Origin of the sequence: Pelomonas sp. Root1237, from assembly GCF_001425055.1 — a bacterium.
Lineage (GTDB): Bacteria > Pseudomonadota > Gammaproteobacteria > Burkholderiales > Burkholderiaceae_C > Pelomonas.
Genome location: NZ_LMDK01000001.1, coordinates 67,123 through 85,243, shown reverse-complemented (window position 1 = coordinate 85,243; position 18,121 = coordinate 67,123). Strand labels below are relative to the sequence as shown.

The 18,121-nt window shown below is 67.4% G+C and carries 18 protein-coding genes; 11 read left to right on the top strand and 7 right to left on the bottom strand.

What is annotated here, in order from left to right; translation table 11 throughout:
- Positions 1-87: 87 nt before the first annotated feature.
- Positions 88-1,230, bottom strand: coding sequence for a GGDEF domain-containing protein (locus tag ASC91_RS00380; protein WP_157280967.1), 1,143 nt, complete (start codon positions 1,228-1,230; stop codon positions 88-90).
- A gap of 145 nt (positions 1,231-1,375) precedes the next feature.
- Between ASC91_RS00380 and ASC91_RS00375 the strand changes: the two genes are divergently transcribed.
- The 8 genes from ASC91_RS00375 (at position 1,376) to ASC91_RS00340 (ending at position 5,864) form a co-directional block, all read left to right on the top strand.
- The gene (locus ASC91_RS00375; RefSeq protein WP_056190974.1) at positions 1,376-1,684 is read left to right on the top strand and encodes an NIPSNAP family protein; all 309 of its coding nucleotides are present in this window, start codon (positions 1,376-1,378) and stop codon (positions 1,682-1,684) included.
- Entirely contained in the window at positions 1,681-2,004 is a 324-nt protein-coding gene (locus tag ASC91_RS00370) for an antibiotic biosynthesis monooxygenase (protein WP_056190972.1), read from the top strand. Before ASC91_RS00375 ends, ASC91_RS00370 begins: the two co-directional genes overlap by 4 nt.
- Positions 2,001-2,693 (top strand): helix-turn-helix transcriptional regulator, encoded by a 693-nt coding sequence (locus ASC91_RS00365; RefSeq protein ID WP_056190970.1) that lies wholly within the window; start codon positions 2,001-2,003, stop codon positions 2,691-2,693. Before ASC91_RS00370 ends, ASC91_RS00365 begins: the two co-directional genes overlap by 4 nt.
- A gap of 156 nt (positions 2,694-2,849) precedes the next feature.
- On the top strand, positions 2,850-4,112 hold the full coding sequence (locus tag ASC91_RS00360) for an ammonium transporter (RefSeq protein ID WP_056190968.1): 1,263 nt from the start codon (positions 2,850-2,852) through the stop codon (positions 4,110-4,112).
- Entirely contained in the window at positions 4,112-4,390 is a 279-nt protein-coding gene (locus ASC91_RS00355) for a hypothetical protein (protein WP_056190967.1), read from the top strand. The genes ASC91_RS00360 and ASC91_RS00355 overlap by 1 nt, the downstream gene beginning before the upstream one ends.
- A 46-nt stretch (positions 4,391-4,436) precedes the next feature.
- Positions 4,437-4,844: a hypothetical protein gene (locus tag ASC91_RS00350; RefSeq protein WP_056190966.1), complete on the top strand. Its 408-nt coding sequence runs from the start codon at positions 4,437-4,439 to the stop codon at positions 4,842-4,844.
- Between the two features lies 1 nt (position 4,845).
- Positions 4,846-5,469: a LysE family translocator gene (locus ASC91_RS00345; protein WP_056190964.1), complete on the top strand. Its 624-nt coding sequence runs from the start codon at positions 4,846-4,848 to the stop codon at positions 5,467-5,469.
- 14 nt (positions 5,470-5,483) lie between these two features.
- Positions 5,484-5,864 (top strand): VOC family protein, encoded by a 381-nt coding sequence (locus ASC91_RS00340; RefSeq protein WP_056190962.1) that lies wholly within the window; start codon positions 5,484-5,486, stop codon positions 5,862-5,864.
- On the opposite strand, the gene ASC91_RS00335 is transcribed toward ASC91_RS00340, so the two are convergent.
- The 6 genes from ASC91_RS00335 to ASC91_RS00310 all read right to left on the bottom strand — a co-directional run bounded on the left by ASC91_RS00335 (position 5,861) and on the right by ASC91_RS00310 (position 13,322).
- Positions 5,861-6,202, bottom strand: a complete 342-nt coding sequence (locus ASC91_RS00335; protein WP_056190960.1) for a hypothetical protein — start codon at positions 6,200-6,202, stop codon at positions 5,861-5,863. The two genes, ASC91_RS00340 and ASC91_RS00335, sit on opposite strands and share 4 nt — an antisense overlap.
- Before the next feature lie 25 nt (positions 6,203-6,227).
- Positions 6,228-7,772, bottom strand: a complete 1,545-nt coding sequence (locus ASC91_RS00330; protein ID WP_394326309.1) for a SpoVR family protein — start codon at positions 7,770-7,772, stop codon at positions 6,228-6,230.
- A 139-nt stretch (positions 7,773-7,911) separates the two neighbouring features.
- A complete protein-coding gene (locus tag ASC91_RS00325; protein WP_056190957.1) occupies positions 7,912-9,192 on the bottom strand; it encodes a YeaH/YhbH family protein in 1,281 nt (426 codons plus the stop codon).
- A 115-nt stretch (positions 9,193-9,307) separates the two neighbouring features.
- Positions 9,308-11,230, bottom strand: coding sequence for a PrkA family serine protein kinase (locus ASC91_RS00320; protein WP_056192487.1), 1,923 nt, complete (start codon positions 11,228-11,230; stop codon positions 9,308-9,310).
- A 643-nt stretch (positions 11,231-11,873) separates the two neighbouring features.
- Positions 11,874-12,767 (bottom strand): ParB/RepB/Spo0J family partition protein, encoded by an 894-nt coding sequence (locus tag ASC91_RS00315; protein ID WP_056190955.1) that lies wholly within the window; start codon positions 12,765-12,767, stop codon positions 11,874-11,876.
- 15 nt (positions 12,768-12,782) lie between these two features.
- Positions 12,783-13,322 (bottom strand): alpha/beta hydrolase, encoded by a 540-nt coding sequence (locus ASC91_RS00310; RefSeq protein WP_056190953.1) that lies wholly within the window; start codon positions 13,320-13,322, stop codon positions 12,783-12,785.
- 51 nt (positions 13,323-13,373) lie between these two features.
- Here ASC91_RS00310 and argC point away from each other — a divergent pair, with 51 nt between their 5' ends.
- The 3 genes from argC (at position 13,374) to ASC91_RS00295 (ending at position 18,052) form a co-directional block, all read left to right on the top strand.
- Complete coding sequence (argC, locus tag ASC91_RS00305; RefSeq protein ID WP_056190951.1) at positions 13,374-14,321, top strand: N-acetyl-gamma-glutamyl-phosphate reductase; 948 nt, start codon at positions 13,374-13,376, stop codon at positions 14,319-14,321.
- Positions 14,322-14,468: 147 nt separating this feature from the next.
- Complete coding sequence (locus ASC91_RS00300) at positions 14,469-16,763, top strand: hypothetical protein (RefSeq protein WP_157280965.1); 2,295 nt, start codon at positions 14,469-14,471, stop codon at positions 16,761-16,763.
- Positions 16,760-18,052, top strand: a complete 1,293-nt coding sequence (locus ASC91_RS00295) for a triacylglycerol lipase (protein WP_056190948.1) — start codon at positions 16,760-16,762, stop codon at positions 18,050-18,052. Before ASC91_RS00300 ends, ASC91_RS00295 begins: the two co-directional genes overlap by 4 nt.
- The last annotated feature ends 69 nt before the right edge of the window (positions 18,053-18,121 follow it).

Sequence of the window (18,121 nt, the reverse complement as noted above, 5' to 3'; positions counted from 1 at the left end):
GCGGCTTGATGCCGCAAGCATCGCCGTCCCCGCGGGGGACCGACCAGGCACGCCGGCGTTCAGCGCGGCGAGACTGGGCGAGGGGTTTCATAGTTGTGCGAACTCGCTGACCGTGCGGGCGCGCCCGGTCTGCTTGGCCTGGTAGAGGGCGCGGTCGGCGCGGTCGATGGCCAGGTGCAGGTCCTCGCCGGGCGCGCATTCCGCCACGCCGGCGGAGAAGGTGACGTGCAGGCCCGGCACGATGCTGTCAAAGGAGGCCGCTTCCAGCGCGTCGCGCAGGCGCTCGACCAGGGCTGCGGCCGTGTCGGCGCTGGCCTGCGGCGTGACGACGAGGAACTCCTCGCCACCCCAGCGCCCGGCGAAATCGCTGGTGCGCAGCGTGGCGTGCAGGGTGGCCGCGAAATGACGCAGCACCGCATCGCCCACGCCGTGGCCGTGGCGGTCGTTGACGGCCTTGAAGTGGTCGATGTCGATCAGCACCAGGCTCATCACATGGCCATGCTGGCGCTGGTTCAGCTGCTCGGCGGCGAGGCGCTCGCTCAAGTGGCGGCGGTTGCTGATCTGGGTCAGCTCGTCGTGGTGGGCCAGGTACTGGATGCGCCCCAGCGCAGCGCGCAGTTCGGCGGTGCGCGCGCTGAGCTTGGCGCGCAGCCGCGCCATGTTGACCGACAGCACCGACACCGCCGTCATCAGGATGGCCGCGAAGCTGAAGTGCAGGGACTCGACCGCCGCGGGAAAGTTGGCCGGGTCCGTCGTGGCGCCATAGCCCATCGCGACGGCCAGCGACGCCAGCCCGAACAGATAGAGCCCGAAGGCCTGGCGCTGCGACAGCACGAACATGCCCCAAACGAGGTTGAGCAGCATGATGGCGATGATGGCGCCGCGCAGCGGCGGGTCGATGGCATAGCCCCAGGCTGTGATCAGCGCGCCGAAGACCGATTGCGGCAGCGTCAGCGACCGGTCGCGTGCCAGATGACGGCTCAGGCCCGTGCGAACCAGCACGTAAAAGCCCGCGATGCCGGCGAGGCCGACGCCGCTGATCCAGGCACCGGGGCGGGCCTCCATCAGACCGAGGTTGACCTGCACGGCCACGTTCAGCGCGAACAGGCCGTAGACCGTCAGCGCCAGCAGTGTCAGCTTCACCGCGCCGCGGCCCTGGCCTTTCGGGCCCAGCAGCCAATCCGCCCAGCTCGCGGGAGCAGGTGCAGGGCGGGGCGAGAGTTTGGGCACGGTGGATGGGGCTGGGATGCCGGGCGAGGATAGCGGCCGCCGCGCTGGCGCGGCGGCGGGACACAGTTCGTTGCACGGCGAAGCGTCGCGGGGGTGAAGCCGCCCACACTGCCTTCATCCCTTCAACTTTGTGTGAGCACACTCCATGCCCATCACCTGCTTCATCCGCTACGAGCTCGACCCCTTCCAGCGCGAGGCCTTCCGCGAATACGCCCAGGCCTGGGGCCACATCATTCCGCGCCTGGGCGGCCGGCTGCTGGGCTACTGGCTGCCGCACGAGGGCACGAACTACGAGGCCTGGGGGCTGGTTGGGTTCGATTCGCTGGCGGCTTACGAGGACTACCGCGCCCGCCTCAAGGCCGACCCCGAGGCGCGGGCCAATTTCGAGTTCGCGCAGAAGCAGCGCTTCATCCTGCGCGAGGAGCGCACTTTCTGTGAGGATGTGCAGCCATGATCGCCGTCATCTTCGAAGTCCAGCCCACCGACGAGGGCCGCCAGGCCTACCTCGACCATGCCGCCGCGCTGAAGCCGCTGCTGGAGCGCATGGACGGCTTCATCTCGGTGGAGCGTTTCCAGAGCCTGACGCAACCGGACAAGCTCTTGTCTTTGTCCTTCTGGCGCGACGAGGAGGCGGTGCGCGGCTGGCGTGAGGTGGAGCGGCATCGCGAGGCCCAGGCGGCCGGGCGCGGCGGGCTGTTCAAGGACTACCGGCTGCGGGTGGCGCATGTGGTGCGCGATTACGGCCTGAACGAGCGCGAACAGGTCCCTCGATGAACGCCGAACCCCGCCTTGCGCGCATTGCCGCGGCCATCGCCGACCCGACGCGAGCACGGACGTTGGCCCGCCTGCTCGATGGCCGCCTGCACACGGCCGGCGAGCTGGCCACGCATGCCGGCGTGGGCGCGGCGACGATGTCGGCCCATCTGAAGCTGCTGGTCGACGAAGGCCTGGCCCGCGTGCGGCCGCAAGGGCGGCACCGCTATTTCGGCCTGGCTGACGGCGACGTGGCGCATGCACTGGAGGCGCTGCTGCGCGTGGCGGATGGGCGCGATGCCGAGCCTGCGGCCGACATACGGCGCTGGCAGCGGCCCGAGATGCGTGGATTGAGGCACGCGCGCAGCTGCTACGGCCACCTGGCCGGCGAGCTGGGCGTGCGGCTGCATGACGTCCTTTGCTCGCGCGGCTGGGTGGAGCGGGCGGGCAGTGCAGAACGGTTGACGGACACGGCGCGCGCGGCGCTGCAGGCGCAAGGACTGGAATTGGCGACCGTGGCTGCGGGCCGGGCGCTCTATCCGTGCGTGGACTGGTCAGAGCGACGCGAGCATTTCGCGGGCGCCGAGGCCGTGGCTTTGCTGGAGGCATTGCTGGCGCGCGGCTGGCTGCGCCGCCGCGACACGTCGCGCGAACTGGTCTTGACGCCCACCGGCCAACGCGAATTCGTCGACGGGCTGTTGGCCGGTTGAGCCACGTGGCCGGCGCCGCGGGTGCGTTGGCGTAGAGCTTGCTATTCATGCGGCGCTACCACCCGCCGCATCCCTATGCCCATTCATCCACGCTTTCCCGCCGCGCGCTCCACCCCCTGGGGCCGATCGGCCGCGTCACTGACGGGCTTGCTTGCGATGCCCGCACTGGCCGCCGAGCAGGTGCCGGCCGCCCAGATCAACGCCGGCGACACCGCCTGGCTGCTCAGCGCCACCGCATTGGTCCTGCTGATGACGCTGCCCGGCCTGGCGCTGTTCTATGCCGGCATGGTGCGCAAGAAGAACATCCTGGCCGTCATGGCCCAGACGCTGGCCTGCGCCGCGCTGGTGACGCTGCTGTGGTTCGTCTGTGGCTACAGCCTGGCGTTCGAGCCGGGGCCGGCCGGGCTGGAGCGCTGGATCGGCGGCCTGGGTGGCGCCGGGCTGGGCAATGTGCTGCATGACAAGGCGACCGGCCTGGTCAGCGTGCATCCGCTGATGCCCAGCGTGCCGGCGGCGGTGTTCGCGCTGTTCCAGCTCAGCTTCGCCGTCATCACGCCCTGCCTGGTCATCGGCGCGGTGGCCGAGCGCATGCGCTTCGCCAGCCTGTTGGCCTTCCTCGGGCTGTGGTCACTGTTCGTCTACGTGCCGGTGGCGCACTGGGTTTGGGCGCCGCAGGGTTGGCTGGCCCAGTTGGGTGCGCTGGACTTTGCCGGCGGCACGGTGGTGCACATCAACGCCGGGGTCGCGGGTCTGGTGGCCGCGTGGATGCTCGGCCCGCGCGTGGGCTTCGGCCGTGCTGCACTCACGCCGGCCAACCTGGCCTACACGATGACCGGCGCCGGCCTGCTGTGGGTGGGCTGGATGGGCTTCAACGGCGGCTCGGCCGGCGCGGCGGATGGACGGGCCGGCATCGCAATGCTCAACACGCAGCTCGGTGCCGCGGCGGCTGCGCTGTCGTGGATGGCGGCTGAATGGGTGACGCGGCGCACGCCGACGCTGCTGGGCCTGTGTAGCGGCGCCGTGGCGGGGCTGGTGGCCATCACGCCGGCCTGCGGCTTCGTGACGCCGGCTTCGGCCGTGCTCATCGGCCTGACGGCCGGCGCGGCCTGCTACTGGGGTGCCACCGGGCTCAAGCGCTGGCTGCGCGCCGACGACTCGCTGGACGTGTTCGGCGTGCACGGCGTGGGCGGCATCGTCGGCGCGCTGCTGACCGGTCTGTTGGCCGATCCGCGGGTGGGTGGCGTGGCCGGGTCGCTGGGCACGCAGGCCGTGGCGGTCCTGGCCACGGTGGCTTTCAGCGCGGTCATGACGGCGGGCATCCTGCTGCTGGTCTATCTGCTGCTGGGCGGGCTGCGCGTGGATGCGGCGCGCGAGCAGCAGGGGCTGGATCTCAGCCAGCACGGCGAGCAGGTGGCGTGATGGCCAGCGACAGCGAGAAGCTGGCCGTGGCCGCCCACCTGCATGTGCTGATGCGCCGCAAGATGGGTCGCGTGACGGACGTCGAATGGCTGGTGCGCAACGCCGACTACGCGCGGGAGATCATCCGCCTGGCCTGCCAGCAGGCCGAGCATCCGGAGGTGGCGGATTGGGGCGCGCGGCTGCAAGCCATGCTCTTCCCGAAACCGCCGCCGGCGGCACCAACGCCTGTAAGTGCGCGTGCAGTGGCGGCGGCCCGCTACATCGGGGGCCTGCGCTGACGCGTCTTCTCCGCGTGGCCCGGCATGGCGTTGTACAACGCATGCCATGCACATCACCCGCATCGCGCCGCTCGTCGCGGCCTACTTCGCAGCCAGCCTCGCCCACTTCAGTCACAACGCTCAGTACATCGCCTTCTATCCTGGCATGCCGGCATGGCTGACACCGGGGACGGTCTGGTTGTGCTGGTTTGCGGTTTGCGCCGTTGGCCTGCTGGCATGGGTGCTGACGCGCCTGGGTCTGCCCACGCTTGGCCTGCTGGCCCTTGGCGTTTATGGCGCCCTGGGCCTGGATGGCCTGCTGCACTATCGTCTGGGGCTGTGCTCGCAGCACACGCTGATGGCCAATCTGACGATCTGGGCCGAGGCGACGACGGGGCTGATGCTGTTGCTGGTGTCGGCCGTGCTGTTCGCGAGACGGCTGTCGTTGGTGAACACTCAAACACGTCAGGGCTGAAATGATCGAACTCCCTACCCTGCTGGCCTTCACGCTGCTCAACATGAGCTTTGCCCTCATTCCAGGGCCGGATGTCATCTGCATCCTCTCCAACGCGGTCTCGCGCGGCACGGCCGCAGGAGCCAAGGTGTGCCTGGGCATTGCCTGCGCTGCGTTGGTTCACGTCGCGGCCGCCACCCTGGGACTCACCGCCTTCCTGGCCGCCGTTCCCACGGCATTTCTGGTGGTCAAGGCGGTCGGCGCGGCCTACCTGGTGTGGCTGGGCTGGCAGATGCTGCGCCACCCCACCGAGGTGGCTGCCGGCCCCGTGAACAGCCGTTGGTCTTCGCCGTTTGCCCAGGGCGCTTTGTCCAACCTGTTCAATCCCAAAGTGGCCATCTTCTTCCTGGCCATCCTGCCGCAGTTCATCGACCCCGCCCTGGGCCATCCCGGCTGGCAGGCGGCCCTGCTGGGCATGGTGTCCATCGTCTCGGGCACGGCGGTCAACCTGTGCACCGCCGCGCTGGGCGGCAGGGCCAGGCATTGGCTGCTCGCCAAGCCGCGCATCTTCCAGCGCTTCCAGCAGCTCGCGGGCGCTGCGCTGGTGGGGCTGGGCATCAAGGTCGCCCTGGAGCGCGCTCGCTGATACGGGGAGACCGCATGCCCACGCTCGACCACCTGATCCTCAAGGTCAACGACCTGGACGCCAGCGTGCGCTTCTACGTCGACGTGATGGGCTTCACCGATGCCGGCCGCGACGGTCCCTTCACTGTCATCAAGGCTGGGCCGGACTGTCAGCTGCAGCTCGCCCCCTGGGGCACGCCGGGCTTCGAGCACTACGCCTTTGCAGTGACCCGCGCCGAGTTCGAGACCATCTTCGAGCGCATCAAGGCGGCGGGCCTGGGCTATGGGCCGACCTTTGATTCCGTGGGTACGAACACGGGGCCGGGCAGCGAGGTGGGTGCGCGTGGGCCGGGGCCGACGCTCTATTTCAACGATCCCAACAAGCACCTGATCGAGATCAGGACCTACGAAGGTTAGCGCTTGCTTTTCGGCGGCACGAGGGGCGCGCCGCGCTGGCCGGTGGTGAGATCCCACTGGTAGACCTCGCGCGTTGCCCTGTCGACGGCGTAATGGCCCAGCAGATGGCTGGCGTCCTTGGGCTCCTTGGGGCCGTCGAAGCGCAGCGTGAAGACGAAGTCGGCGTCGGTGGGATGGCGCTTGCAGCGGTAGTCGCCGCGCTTGTTGGGGCCGGCCAGATGCAGGGCGCGGGCGGTGCCGATCAGCTTCAGGCAGGCCTGGCGCTCGGTCAGGCCGGCGGCATGGGCGGGCCAGGCCGCGGTGGCGACAAGAGCAGCAGACAGGAGCAGCCGGAACATGCCGGCGAGTATCAGCCCTCAGCCCTCAGCCCACCTGAGCCGGCACGCTCCAGCGCTTGGTCACGTCGCCGCGCGTGTTGACGCTTTCCAGCTGCACGCCAAAGCCCCAGAGGCGGCCGACATGCTTGAGCACCTCCTGGGCGCTGTCGTGCAGCGGGCGGTTCAGGTGCTGCACGTGGCGCAGAGTCAGTGAGCGGTCGCCGCGCAGGTTGACGTTCCAGACCTGGATGTTGGGCTCGCGGGTGGACAGGTCGTACTGGCGCGCCAGCGCCTGGCGCACATGGCGGTAGCCGCCTTCGTCGTGGATGGCGGAGATCTCGTACTCGCTCTTGGCCTCGTCGTCGATGATGGAGAAGAGGCGGAAGTCGCGCATGATCTTCGGGCTCAGGTACTGGCCGATGAAGCTCTCGTCCTTGAAGTTGCGCATCGCGTGGTCGAGCGTGGGCAGCCAGTCACTGCCGGCGATGTCGGGGAACCAGTCGCGGTCTTCATCCGTCGGGTTCTCGCAGATGCGCTTGATGTCGGTGTACATCGCGAAGCCCAACGCATACGGGTTGAGGTTGGCGTTGGGATGCTGGTAGACGACGTTGGTGTGGGACTTGAGCCACTCGATCATCATGCCGTCGCTCAAGTAGCCGTCGTCGTACATCTGGTTGAGCAGGCGGTGGTGCCAGAAGGTGGCCCAGCCTTCGTTCATCACCTGCGTCTGGCGCTGCGGGTAGAAGTACTGCGCGATCTTGCGCACGATGCGCACGACCTCGCGCTGCCAGGGGTCCAGCAGCGGCGCGTTCTTCTCGATGAAGTACAGCAGGTTCTCCTGCGGCTCGTCGGGGAAGCGGCGGCTCTCGGCGGCTTCGTCGGGGCGGTCGGCCTTCTTGGGCAGGGTGCGCCACAGGTCGTTGATCTGCGACTGCGCGTGCTGCTCGCGGTCCTTCAGCCGCGCGCGCTCTTCGGCCAGCGACAGCTTGGCCGGGCGGCGGTAGCGGTCCACGCCGTGGTTCATCAGCGCGTGGCAGGAGTCGAGCAGGGTTTCGACGGCATCGACGCCGTAGCGCTCCTCGCAGTCGGCGACGTAGTTCTTGGCGTAGACGAGGTAGTCGATGATGGACGAGGCGTCCGTCCACATGCGGAACAGGTAGTTCCCCTTGAAGAAGCTGTTGTGGCCGTAGCAGGCGTGGGCGATGACCAGGGCCTGCATGGCCAGCGTGTTCTCCTCCATCAGGTAGGCGATGCAGGGGTCGGAGTTGATGACGATCTCGTAGGCCAGGCCCATCTGGCCGCGCTTGTAGTTGCGCTCGGTGCTGATGAACTCCTTGCCGTAGCTCCAGTGCCGGTAGTTGACCGGCATACCGACGGAGGCATAGGCGTCCATCATCTGCTCGGCGGTGATGACCTCGAGCTGGTTGGCATAGGTGTCCAGGCCGAAGCGCTCGGCGGTGTTCTTGATGACGGTGTGGTACTCGTCGATGAGATCGAAGCTCCAGTCATTGGGCGAGGGCAGGGGCTGGCTGGGTCTGCGCAACAGCGGCTTCATGCGCCGCAGCGGCAGGTGCTGGCGGCGGTCGGGCATGCCGGCCGGCGGGTTGGCCGGGCGCTCGTGGTGACGGCGGTCCTCTTTACTGCTCATGTCAGCCCCTCGTCCAACGAGTACGTCGGCCGATCCCCCGAGGGGATGTGGCCCGGCTTGGGAGCGGCCCGGCGCTCGGTCCTCATGTGGAGGCCCCTTCCTTCTTGAACAGCTCACGGAAGACGGGGTAGATCTGCGAGGCCTCGACGGCCTTGCGCATGGCGAAGTGGCGGGCGTCCTCGCTGAGCTTCTGGTATTCCTCCCAGAGGTTCTGTTCGGGTTCGGCTACCTGCACATAGGCGAAGTAGCGGCACAGCGGCAGGATCTTGTCGGCCAGCAGCTCGCGGCAGCGGCCGCTGTCGTGGTGCCAGTTGTCGCCGTCGCTGGCCTGGGCGCCGTAGATATTCCACTCGGTCGGCGAGTAGCGCTCCTTGATGATCTGCTCCATCAGCACCAGGGCGCTGGAGACCACGGTGCCGCCGGTCTCTGTCGCGTGGAAGAAGTTCTGCTCGTCGACTTCCTGCGCCTGCGTGTGGTGGCGTATGAAGACGACGTCGATCTTTTCGTAATGCCGCGTCAGGAAGAGATAGAGCAGGATGAAGAAGCGCTTGGCCAGGTCCTTGCGGCCTTCGTCCATGGAGCCGGACACGTCCATCAGGCAGAACATGACGGCGCGCGTCGTCGGCACCGGGATGCGCACGCGGGCACGGAAGCGCAGGTCGATGGGGTCGAGGAAGGGGATGGCCTTGAGGCGCTCGCGCAGATGCTGGATGCGCTCACGGGTTTCGAGCAGCAGTCGCGGCGTTTCGGGGCGGTCTTCCTTCAGCAGCTCCTGCTCGCGGGCTTCGAGCTCGTGCAGCTCGCGGCGCTTGTCCATGCCCAGCGCGATGCGCCGGCCCAGGGCGCCGCGCATCGAGCGCACGACGTGCAGATTGGTGGGCGTGCCGTCAGACACGAAGCCGGCGCGCTGGCTGCGCCACTCGGGCGTGTCGGCCAGCGTCGTGCGGGCGAGATTGGGCAGGGCCAGGTCCTCGAAGAAGACCTGCATGAACTCTTCCTTGCTGAGGTGAAAGACGAAGTCGTCCTCACCCTCGCCAGTGTCGCTGGCCTCGCCGCCTCCGCCGCCACCGCCCTGCCCACCCTTGGGCTTGGCAATGCGGTCGCCCTTCACATACTCCTGGTTGCCCGGCCGCACAACCTCGCGCACGCCGCCGTCGCCATGGCCGAAGACGGGCTCGCTCAGGTCCTTCTTGGGGATGTGCACATCCTCGCCGCGCTCCATGTCGCGGATGCCGCGGCCGTCGACGGCGCGCTTCACCGCTTCGCGGATCTGCTCCTTGTGGCGGCGCAGGAATCGCTCACGGTTGCCGATGGACTTGTTCTTGCCCGACAGCCGGCGATCAATGATTTGCTGGAGCGACATTCAATCAATCCAAACAACGCCACAGAGGCACAGAGACACAGAGAACACATGGGGCAGGAAACGCATTCCTCTGTGCCTCTGTGTCTCTGTGGCTGTGTTCCTTGGGCGTACGAGATCAAGAACTCTTGCGGACCCGCAAGTACCACTCGCACAACAGCCTGACCTGCTTGGCCGTGTAGCCCTTGTCCACCATGCGCTGCACGAAGTTCTCGTGCTTCTTGGCGTCCTCGGCGCTGGCCTTGGCGTTGAAGCTGATGACAGGCAGCAACTCCTCGGTGTTGGAGAACATCTTCTTCTCGATGACGGTGCGCAGCTTCTCGTAGCTCGTCCACAGCGGGTTCTTGCCCGCGTTGTTGGCGCGCGCACGCAGCACGAAGTTGACGATCTCGTTGCGGAAGTCCTTGGGGTTGGAGATGCCGGCCGGCTTCTCGATCTTCTCGAGCTCGGCGTTCAGCGACGCGCGGTCGAAGACCTCACCGGTGTCGGTGTCGCGGTACTCCTGGTCCTGGATCCAGTAGTCGGCGTAGGTCACGTAGCGGTCGAAGATGTTCTGGCCGTACTCGCTGTAGCTCTCCAGATAGGCGGTCTGGATTTCCTTGCCGATGAACTCGGCATAGCGCGGCGACAGCTGTTCCTTGATGTAGCTGACGTATTTCTCTTCCAGCTCCTTGGGGAACTGCTCGCGCTCGATCTGCTGCTCCAGCACATACATCAGGTGCACCGGGTTGGCCGCCACCTCGGCCGAGTCGAAGTTGAAGACCTTGGACAGGATCTTGTAGGCGAAGCGCGTGCTGATGCCGCTCATGCCTTCGTCAACGCCGGCGTAATCGCGGTACTCCTGGTAGCTCTTGGCGCGCGGGTCGGTGTCCTTGAGGTTCTCGCCGTCGTAGATCTGCATCTTGGAATACAGCGACGAGTTCTCGGGCTCCTTCAGGCGCGTGAGCACGGCGAACTGGCTCATCATCTTCAGCGTGCCCGGTGCGCACTTGGCCTCGGACAGCGACGAGCCGCGGATCAGCTTCTCGTAGATCTTGACCTCCTCGCTGACGCGCAGGCAGTAGGGCACCTTGACGATATAGACGCGGTCGAGGAAGGCCTCGTTGTTCTTGTTGTTGCGGAAGGTCTTCCACTCGCTCTCGTTGCTGTGCGCCAGCACGATGCCGTCGAAGGGGATGGCGCCGAAGCCCTCGGTGCCCTTGTAGTTGCTTTCCTGCGTGGCGGTCAGCAGCGGGTGCAGCACCTTGATGGGCGCCTTGAACATTTCGACGAATTCGAGCAGGCCCTGGTTGGCCAGGCACAGGCCGCCGCTGTAGCTGTAGGCGTCGGGGTCATCCTGGGCATAGGTTTCGAGCTTGCGGATGTCGACCTTGCCGACCAGCGAGCTGATGTCCTGGTTGTTCTCGTCGCCCGGCTCTGTCTTGGCCACGCCGAGCTGCTTGAGCACGCTGGGGAAACGCTTGACGACCTTGAACTTGCGGATGTCGCCGCCGAACTCGTCCAGGCGCTTGACGGCCCAGGGGCTGAGGACACGGTTCAGGTAGCGGCGCGGGATGCCGTAGTCGCGCTCCAGCAGCGGGCCGTCCTCGATGAGGTCGAAGAGGCCGAGGGGCGACTCATTCACCGGCGAGCCGGCCAGCGCGTAGAAGGGCACATGCTCCATCAACTGCTTGAGCCGCTCGGCGATGGAACTCTTGCCGCCGCCGACGGGCCCGAGCAGGTAGAGGATCTGCTTCTTCTCTTCCAGCCCTTGCGCGGCATGGCGGAAATAGGAGACGACTTGCTCGATGGCCTCTTCCAGGCCATAGAACTCGGCGAAGGCCGGGTAGATCTTGATGGTCTTGTTGGCGAACAGGCGCGACAGCCGCTGGTCGTTGCGCGTGTCGAGCATCTGCGGCTCGCCGATGGCCTGCAGCATGCGCTCGGCAGCCGTGGCGTAGGCCAGTGGGTTTTTCTTGCACTCTGCGAGGTAGTCCTCCAGCGAGAGCTCCTCGACCTTGCTGCGCTCGAAGCGCGCTGCGAAATGGCTGATGACGTCCATGCCGACCTCCTGCGGTTTGAACTCCACAGGGCCGCAGGCACGATCCGTGCCCGAGGGACTGGGGGGTTCTGATCGCGCCTCAACTGCAAGGCGTCATCAGAACTCTCCACTCGCTTGATCAGCAGCTTGGCGCCGCCGACTGCTCGTCAATCTCAAGAATAAGCCGCTATCTGCCCATCAACACGACCACCAACAAACCAACGCAGTTTTCCGTTGACAGGGTGCCGGGCCAGCATACGCCCGCAGTTTGGGCAAGACCTGGCACTTTTCGGGCAAACCACACGAACCCGGGGGGCTTGTGGCGGGCCGCAGACAAAGCTGTCGGTGAAGAACTGTAGCGAGAGTGGCGCGCGTCACGGATGCATCACCATCCTTGTTGGACCACGCGGGCATCGTTACTGCGCACCTAGTGTTGAGCGCCTGCCGGCAGCGTCTTGTCAGACGCCGCCGCATTGCAGTGATGGAGCCCCTCGCCCAGTCCCGCCTTGCTGAACGCAGGCTTGCCTAGTCGGTCCCCCGAGGGGACGGCGATGCTTGCCGGCTCGGCCGGCAAGCACATCGCCGGAGCGGGCCGGCTAGGGAGCGGCCCGGCGCTCGGCCCGCAGGCACATGTCTCCGGTACCGCGAATGCGGCGACGCGAGCTCAGGCGCCGCGCAGCTTGTCGAGGATGCCGGACAGGGCGTCCAGCGAGTCGAAATGGATGGCCAGTTCGCCGCTCTGGCCGCCGCGCTTCGTTGCCTTCTTCACGCGCACCTCGACGGTCGCGCCCAAAGCGTCGGCCAGCTCTTCTTCCAGCCGCAGCACGTCGCGGCTCTTGTCGCTCTTCACGCGCAGCAGCGGCGCCTGGCGGCCGGCGCCCTGGTGCCTGGCGACCAGCTTTTCGGCCTCACGCACACTGAGCTTCTTGGCCGCGATCTCGCTGGCCGTGGTGATCTGCGTGGCGCCATCCAGCGGCAGCAGCGCGCGGGCGTGGCCCATGTCGAGGTCGCCCGCCATCAGCATGTTCTGCACCGGCGCGCTAAGGTTCAACAGACGCAGCAGATTGCTGGCCGCGCTCCGCGAACGACCGACCGCCTGGGCCGCCTGCTCATGTGTCAGGCCGAACTCGTCGGTGAGTCGTTTCAGGCCCTGCGCTTCCTCGAGCGGGTTGAGGTCTTCGCGCTGGATGTTCTCGATCAGCGCCATCGCGGCGGCCGATTCGTCGGGCACCGCCTTGACCAGCACCGGCACCTCGCGCAGGCCGGCAAGTTTTGCCGCACGGAAGCGCCGCTCGCCGGCAATGATCTCGTAGGTCGCGCTCCCGTTCGGTGAGATCGGGCGCACGAGGATCGGTTGCATGATCCCTTGCGCCTTGATCGATTCGGCCAGCTCGTACAGCGAGCCCTCGTCCATGCGCGTGCGCGGCTGGTATTTGCCGGCCTGCAGCTGTTCGAGCTTCAGCGTGGAGGGCAAGTCGGTGGCGGGCGCTTCGCTGACCTTGGGGCCGAGCAGGGCCTCCAGGCCGAGGCCGAGGCCTTTGGGTTTCTTCGTGACCATGCGCCAGATTGTCCTTCAGCGCTTCGCGAGGCTTTCCAGCAGTTCCCGTCCCTCGGGCCAGTCGCCCAGGCCCGATTCGGCGTTCAGATGACCCCGCGGCCCGGCGATGACGACACTGCTGCCCCAGTCGGCCGCCATCTGCGTGCTGCGCTCGGCGGCGCCAAAGGGGTCGTCGCTGCTGATGACGGTGATGCTGGGGAAGGGCAGGCGCGGGCGGCGGATGGGTCGCCAGTTGTGGAGCTGGGGCGGCATGTCCGCGCGCTCGGTGTCCGGCGGGGCGACGAGCAGCGCGCCTTTCACGCGGCCGACGTGCTGGGAATGCTCGGCCCAGGCGGTGACGAGCTGGCAGCCCAGGGAATGGGCGACCAGCAGGGCCGGCGCGTCGTCCTGCAGCAGCACCTCGTCCAGCCGCGCCATCCAGTCGCCGCGGCGGGGCCAGTCCCAGTCGTGCTGCTCGACGCGCTCGTCGCCATGCAGCCGCTCCCAGCGGCTTTGCCAGTGGTCCGGGCCCGAGTTTTGCCAGCCCGGGAGAAGCAGTACACGCTCAGATTTCATGGTTTGCCCTTATCCTGCACAGTTCGATTTTCAGCGGTTGGAGCAGCGGCGATGACGTTCAAGGTGTTTGTGGATGGCCAGGAAGGCACCACGGGTTTGCGGATTCACGAGTACCTCGCGGCCCGCAGCGACATCGAGGTGCTGAAAATCGACGCCGACAAGCGCAAGGACCCGGCCGAGCGTTCGCGTTTGCTGAACGCCGCCGATGTGGCCTTCCTGTGCCTGCCCGACGCAGCCTCGCGCGAGGCCGCCTTCATGGTCAACAACGACCGTACCTGCCTCATCGACGCCAGCACGGCCCACCGCACGGCGCCCGGCTGGGCCTTCGGCCTGCCGGAGCTGGCCAGGGGCCAGCGTGGCGCCATCCAGGCCAGCAAGCGCATCTCCAACCCGGGCTGCCATTCCAGCGCCTTCATCCTGTTGGTGCGCCCGCTGGTGGATGCCGGCCTGTTGTCCAAGGACGCCGCCATCAGCGCCACATCCATCACCGGCTACTCGGGCGGCGGCAAGAGCATGATTGCCGAGTACGAGCAGCAGCCCTTGCCGGCCCACCTGCAGGCGCCGCGGCCCTATGGCCTGGGTCTCAAGCACAAGCATCTGCCGGAGATGGCTGCCCACACGGGGCTGGCGACGCCGCCGGTCTTCCAGCCCATCGTCAGCAGCTTCTACAAGGGCCTGGCCGTCAGCGTGCCGCTGCACCTGAGCCAGCTCAAGGCCGGCACCACGCCTGAGCAGGTCCACGCCGCGCTGGCCGCCCACTACCAGGGCGAGCGTTTCATCAACGTGAAGCCGCTGCGCGACGCGGCCGCGCTGGATGCCGGCTTCTTCGACGTGCAGGCCTGCAACGACACCAATCGCGTCGACCTCTTCGTATTCGCCTCCGACACCCAGGTGCTGCTGATGAGCCGCCTGGACAACCTCGGCAAGGGCGCCAGCGGCGCGGCCGTGCAGAGCATGAACGTCCACCTGGGTCTGGAAGAGAGCCTCGGGCTGGTCTGAACCAGAAATCTGGGCGCTGAGGCCCGGCCCGGCGACATAGGATGACGCCTCTCTCAAGCGAACGACGGGCCGCTCCCGAGTTTGCTTGACCCCCTCGGGGGCCTGGCGCGTAGCGACAGGTCTGGGGGCGCTATGTTGGGAGGCGTGATGTCGAAGACTGCAGGCACTGATCCTGTTCTGGCCCGGATCTCTTTGGTCATTCCGGGCCGCACGATCGCCTTGGGCGGCCAGCCCGAGGAGGGCGTGCCCGTGTGCCGGCTCGACACCGAAGCCATGCGCTGGACCTATGTGCTGCGGGCGCGCGAACGCTGGCTCAGTTCGAGTGACGCCAGCAACAGCCGTGAAGAGCAGGCCAACCGCACGCTGAAGGGCTTTGGCCTGAAGGACGCCGACCTCGAGGCGCTGGCCCGCGCGCCGCGCGTCGTCGTGCGCATGCCTTATGCGTCGGAACGCGAGGGCTGGCAGGGCCGCATCTTTCCCTGGGAATACCTGCTGGCCAAGGCCACGCGGCGTTATCGCAATGTGGACAACCACCGCGTCACCGTGATGCGTGAAGTGGTGCCCAAGGCCCCGGCCCGGTGGAAAAAACCCGGGCAGCGCAGCCTGCTCTATGTGCAGAGCGCACCCGGCGGCTTGCGGCAGACCTGGGATTTCAGCGCGGAAACCAAGCGGCTCAAACGCGCGCTGGGCGACATCCAGCTGATGGAGTTGAAAGACCCGAGCTGGCAACAGCTGCACGACGTCGTGAAGGCGCACCAGCCCGACCTCATCCATCTGAGTGGCTTCGACAATCTGGCCGGCCTGAAGGCCTTGCGCGACCTGGTGCCGGACGGCGAAGTGGTGGAGGCCGAATTCGGCCCGATGCAGCTGGACGACGTGCTGGCCAAGGAGGCCAGCGTGCCCGACGGCATGCTGCTGGCCAGCGAGAGCGGCGGCGCGGCCGTCGTCGGTGCGCAGCGGCTGGCCGAGGCGCTGGGGGCGGGGGGCGAGCACTGCGCCTATTTCGTCTCCCTCAGCCTCGAAAACTCGGCGGCGCGCACGGCGGCCCTCATCGTGGCCGAGCGCGCGGCCCTGTCGGCCGTGGGCTTCCAGGACGCGGTCGAGGACCAGCTGGCGGACTTCTTCTTCGAGCTGGTCTATGGCCAGCTCGACCAGGCCGTGTGGAACCTGCCGCTGGCCTTCGAGAGCGCCTGGTTGCGCGCGCGCAAGGAGCCCAGAGCCACGCGCGCCACCGGCGTCACGCTGTGGATGGGCGCGCCGCTGAACGAGGCTGCATTCACGCTGGGCGAACCCGCCGCGGCTGAACTGCGCGAGGCCGACACGCCGCCGCGCCTGCTGGCCAAGCCCGAAAAGGAGCTCAACTACGCGGTGCTGCACAACAACGGGCGGCTGTTCAGCGAGATCGTCGTGGAGCGTGGCAACGCCGGGCCCGAGGACGGCTTGAGCGTCGACGTGGAGCTGCAGCTCGGGCCCGAACAGGCAAGCTGGCGCAAGCGCTTCGTGGCCAGCGAGACGCGCTTTGACCTGAGCAACGAGGTGCATGTGCCGCTCACCGCGGCGCTGATGCGTTCGCTGCAGGAAGCGGTCAACAGCACCTTGATGGTCCAGCTCAGCCACAACGACAAGGTGCTGACGCGCGACAGCCATCGCCTGCGCCTGCTGCCGGTGGACCAGTGGCGCGACAACGACAAGGACGGCCAGTGGCTGCCTTCCTTCGTGCTGCCGCGCGATCCGGCCGTCGTCAGCGCGGTGGAACTGGCGCAGCGCTATGTGCGCATCCTGCGCGACAACCCCAGCGCCGGTTTCGAGGGCTATCAGGCCGCGCCGAGCACCGACGAAGAACAGCTGCGCGAGGTCGATCTGCAGGTGCAGGCGATCTGGGCGGCCCTGCTGCATGAGTGGCGGCTCGGCTATATCAACCCGCCGCCGTCGTACAGCAGCAAGCTCGATTCGCAGCGCCTGCGCACGCCCAGCACCATCCTTGGCGCGCGGGCCGGCACCTGCATCGACCTAGCCCTGCTGTTTGCCGCCTGCCTGGAGCTGATCGACGTCTACCCGGTCATCTTCCTGCTCAACGGCCATGCGCTGCCGGGCTATTGGCGGCACAGCAGCTTCCAGGCGGACTATCTGGCGGTCAGCGGCGATGGCGCGCATGGCGCCATGGCCGGCGCCGCGGATCGCAACTCCTCCGCCAGCCTGCAGCGCTATGCCTGGCAGGCGATCGGCAATGCCCCCTACCGCGAGGTCAGGCAGCTGATCCGCGCGCGGCGCCTGGTGCCCATCGAGACGGTGCGGCTGACCGAGCACTGCGGTTTCGTGGAGGCGGTGGAGGCGGGCATCGACGCGCTGTCCGAAGCGGAAGACTTCCACTCGGTGCTGGACATCGTGACAGCGCGCATGAGCGGCATCACGCCCCTGCCCATCGTGGAGGAGAGGCCATGAGCAGTAACAAGCTTTGGGCCGACGTGAGCGCCCGGCTGGTGCTCGAAGAGGAGGCGACCGCCGTCAGCACCCTGCCCATCGGCCAGCGCCGCCGGCGCGCCGCGGTGCGCGATGCCGATGGCCGCGCCAAGGTCGAGCTGGTGCGCGACGAGGACGGCCTGCTGCGCTGGGTCTATTCGCCGCCGACCACGCCCGGCGGCACGGGGCGGCGCTCCTACCGGTCGATTCGCGTGGCGCCCGACGACGTCGTGCAAAGCTTTCGCTTCAACGACTTCGGTGCCAATGCGGTCACCGACAAGCTGATCGCGGCCGATGACTGGTTGACGCCCGACAAGGGCATGCAGCGCTGGCAGGACGGCCGCCTGGTGAACGACGCCCAGCCCAGGATAGACAAGGGCCGCGTGCTGCTGCTGGTGCATGGCACCTTCAGCAAGTCGCAGATGTGGTTCGACGAGCTGCAGGCCACCGACGCCGGCAAGAAACTGCTCGCCGGCTGGCAGCAGAAGTACAGCGCCATCCTGGCCTTTGGCCACGCCACCCTGTCCGTGGCGGCGTGGTCCAACGCCCTCGATCTGCACAGTGCCCTGCAGGACGTCAGCGCGCCCATCGACGTGGTCTGCCACAGCCGGGGCGGCCTGGTCGTGGGCTGGCTGATGCGGCTGCGCGCCGTGCCGGTGGAGCGGGTGATCTTCGTGGCGTCGCCGCTGGTGGGCACCAGCCTGGCCGCGCCGGACAAGCTTCGTGCAGCCCTCGACATGATCGCCAGCTACGCCGATGCCGTGTCGACGCTCAGCAAGCATGCGACGGGCATCGTGCCCTTTGCCGAGGGCGTTTCGCTGCTGGCCAAGATCTTCGGCAAGGTGCTGCATCTGGGCAGCACCACGCCCATCGTCGACGCGGCAGTGGGCTTGGTGCCGGGCCTCGCGACGCAGCAGCTGGTCAAGAACAACAACGATGTGCGGCAATTGTTTGCCGCGCCTTGGCTCAGCAGCCCCCAGATGTCCGGCATCGGCGCGTCTTTCCAGCCCGACGAGAGCGCTCAGCCGATCTGGAAGTTCTGGCGGCGCTTCAGCCACATCGGCGACCAGGTCAAGTACGGTGCGGCCGACATGGTGTTCCCCGGCCCCAACGACCTGGTGGTGGACGTGGACTCGATGTTTCGCCTGGGCGAGGGCGGCAACATCACTTTCGAAGCCCTCGGCGTGGGCCCGACCACACATCACACCAACTACTTCCGCGATGAGCGAGTGATCGGTTATCTGGGCGATCAGTTGTCGATTCAGAACTGAGGGGTTTCGCGGTCCGCCTTCCAACGCGAGAGTGCGTTCGTCGTCGCGATGAGGGTGACCCACGGCGAT

Bases quoted from the DNA above. Each gene is read 5' to 3' on its own strand.
- ASC91_RS00375 (WP_056190974.1), top strand. From the start codon at position 1,376: ATGCCCATCACCTGCTTCATCCGCTACGAGCTCGACCCCTTCCAGCGC.
- ASC91_RS00330 (WP_394326309.1), bottom strand. From the start codon at position 7,772: ATGCCCGACCGCCGCCAGCACCTGCCGCTGCGGCGCATGAAGCCGCTG.
- argC (WP_056190951.1), top strand. From the start codon at position 13,374: ATGACGTTCAAGGTGTTTGTGGATGGCCAGGAAGGCACCACGGGTTTG.
- ASC91_RS00340 (WP_056190962.1), top strand. From the start codon at position 5,484: ATGCCCACGCTCGACCACCTGATCCTCAAGGTCAACGACCTGGACGCC.
- ASC91_RS00360 (WP_056190968.1), top strand. From the start codon at position 2,850: ATGCCCGCACTGGCCGCCGAGCAGGTGCCGGCCGCCCAGATCAACGCC.
- ASC91_RS00345 (WP_056190964.1), top strand. From the start codon at position 4,846: ATGATCGAACTCCCTACCCTGCTGGCCTTCACGCTGCTCAACATGAGC.
- ASC91_RS00295 (WP_056190948.1), top strand. From the start codon at position 16,760: ATGAGCAGTAACAAGCTTTGGGCCGACGTGAGCGCCCGGCTGGTGCTC.
- ASC91_RS00355 (WP_056190967.1), top strand. From the start codon at position 4,112: ATGGCCAGCGACAGCGAGAAGCTGGCCGTGGCCGCCCACCTGCATGTG.
- ASC91_RS00335 (WP_056190960.1), bottom strand. From the start codon at position 6,202: ATGTTCCGGCTGCTCCTGTCTGCTGCTCTTGTCGCCACCGCGGCCTGG.
- ASC91_RS00310 (WP_056190953.1), bottom strand. From the start codon at position 13,322: ATGAAATCTGAGCGTGTACTGCTTCTCCCGGGCTGGCAAAACTCGGGC.
- ASC91_RS00365 (WP_056190970.1), top strand. From the start codon at position 2,001: ATGAACGCCGAACCCCGCCTTGCGCGCATTGCCGCGGCCATCGCCGAC.
- ASC91_RS00320 (WP_056192487.1), bottom strand. From the start codon at position 11,230: ATGGACGTCATCAGCCATTTCGCAGCGCGCTTCGAGCGCAGCAAGGTC.
- ASC91_RS00370 (WP_056190972.1), top strand. From the start codon at position 1,681: ATGATCGCCGTCATCTTCGAAGTCCAGCCCACCGACGAGGGCCGCCAG.
- ASC91_RS00315 (WP_056190955.1), bottom strand. From the start codon at position 12,767: ATGGTCACGAAGAAACCCAAAGGCCTCGGCCTCGGCCTGGAGGCCCTG.
- ASC91_RS00325 (WP_056190957.1), bottom strand. From the start codon at position 9,192: ATGTCGCTCCAGCAAATCATTGATCGCCGGCTGTCGGGCAAGAACAAG.
- ASC91_RS00300 (WP_157280965.1), top strand. From the start codon at position 14,469: ATGTCGAAGACTGCAGGCACTGATCCTGTTCTGGCCCGGATCTCTTTG.
- ASC91_RS00350 (WP_056190966.1), top strand. From the start codon at position 4,437: ATGCACATCACCCGCATCGCGCCGCTCGTCGCGGCCTACTTCGCAGCC.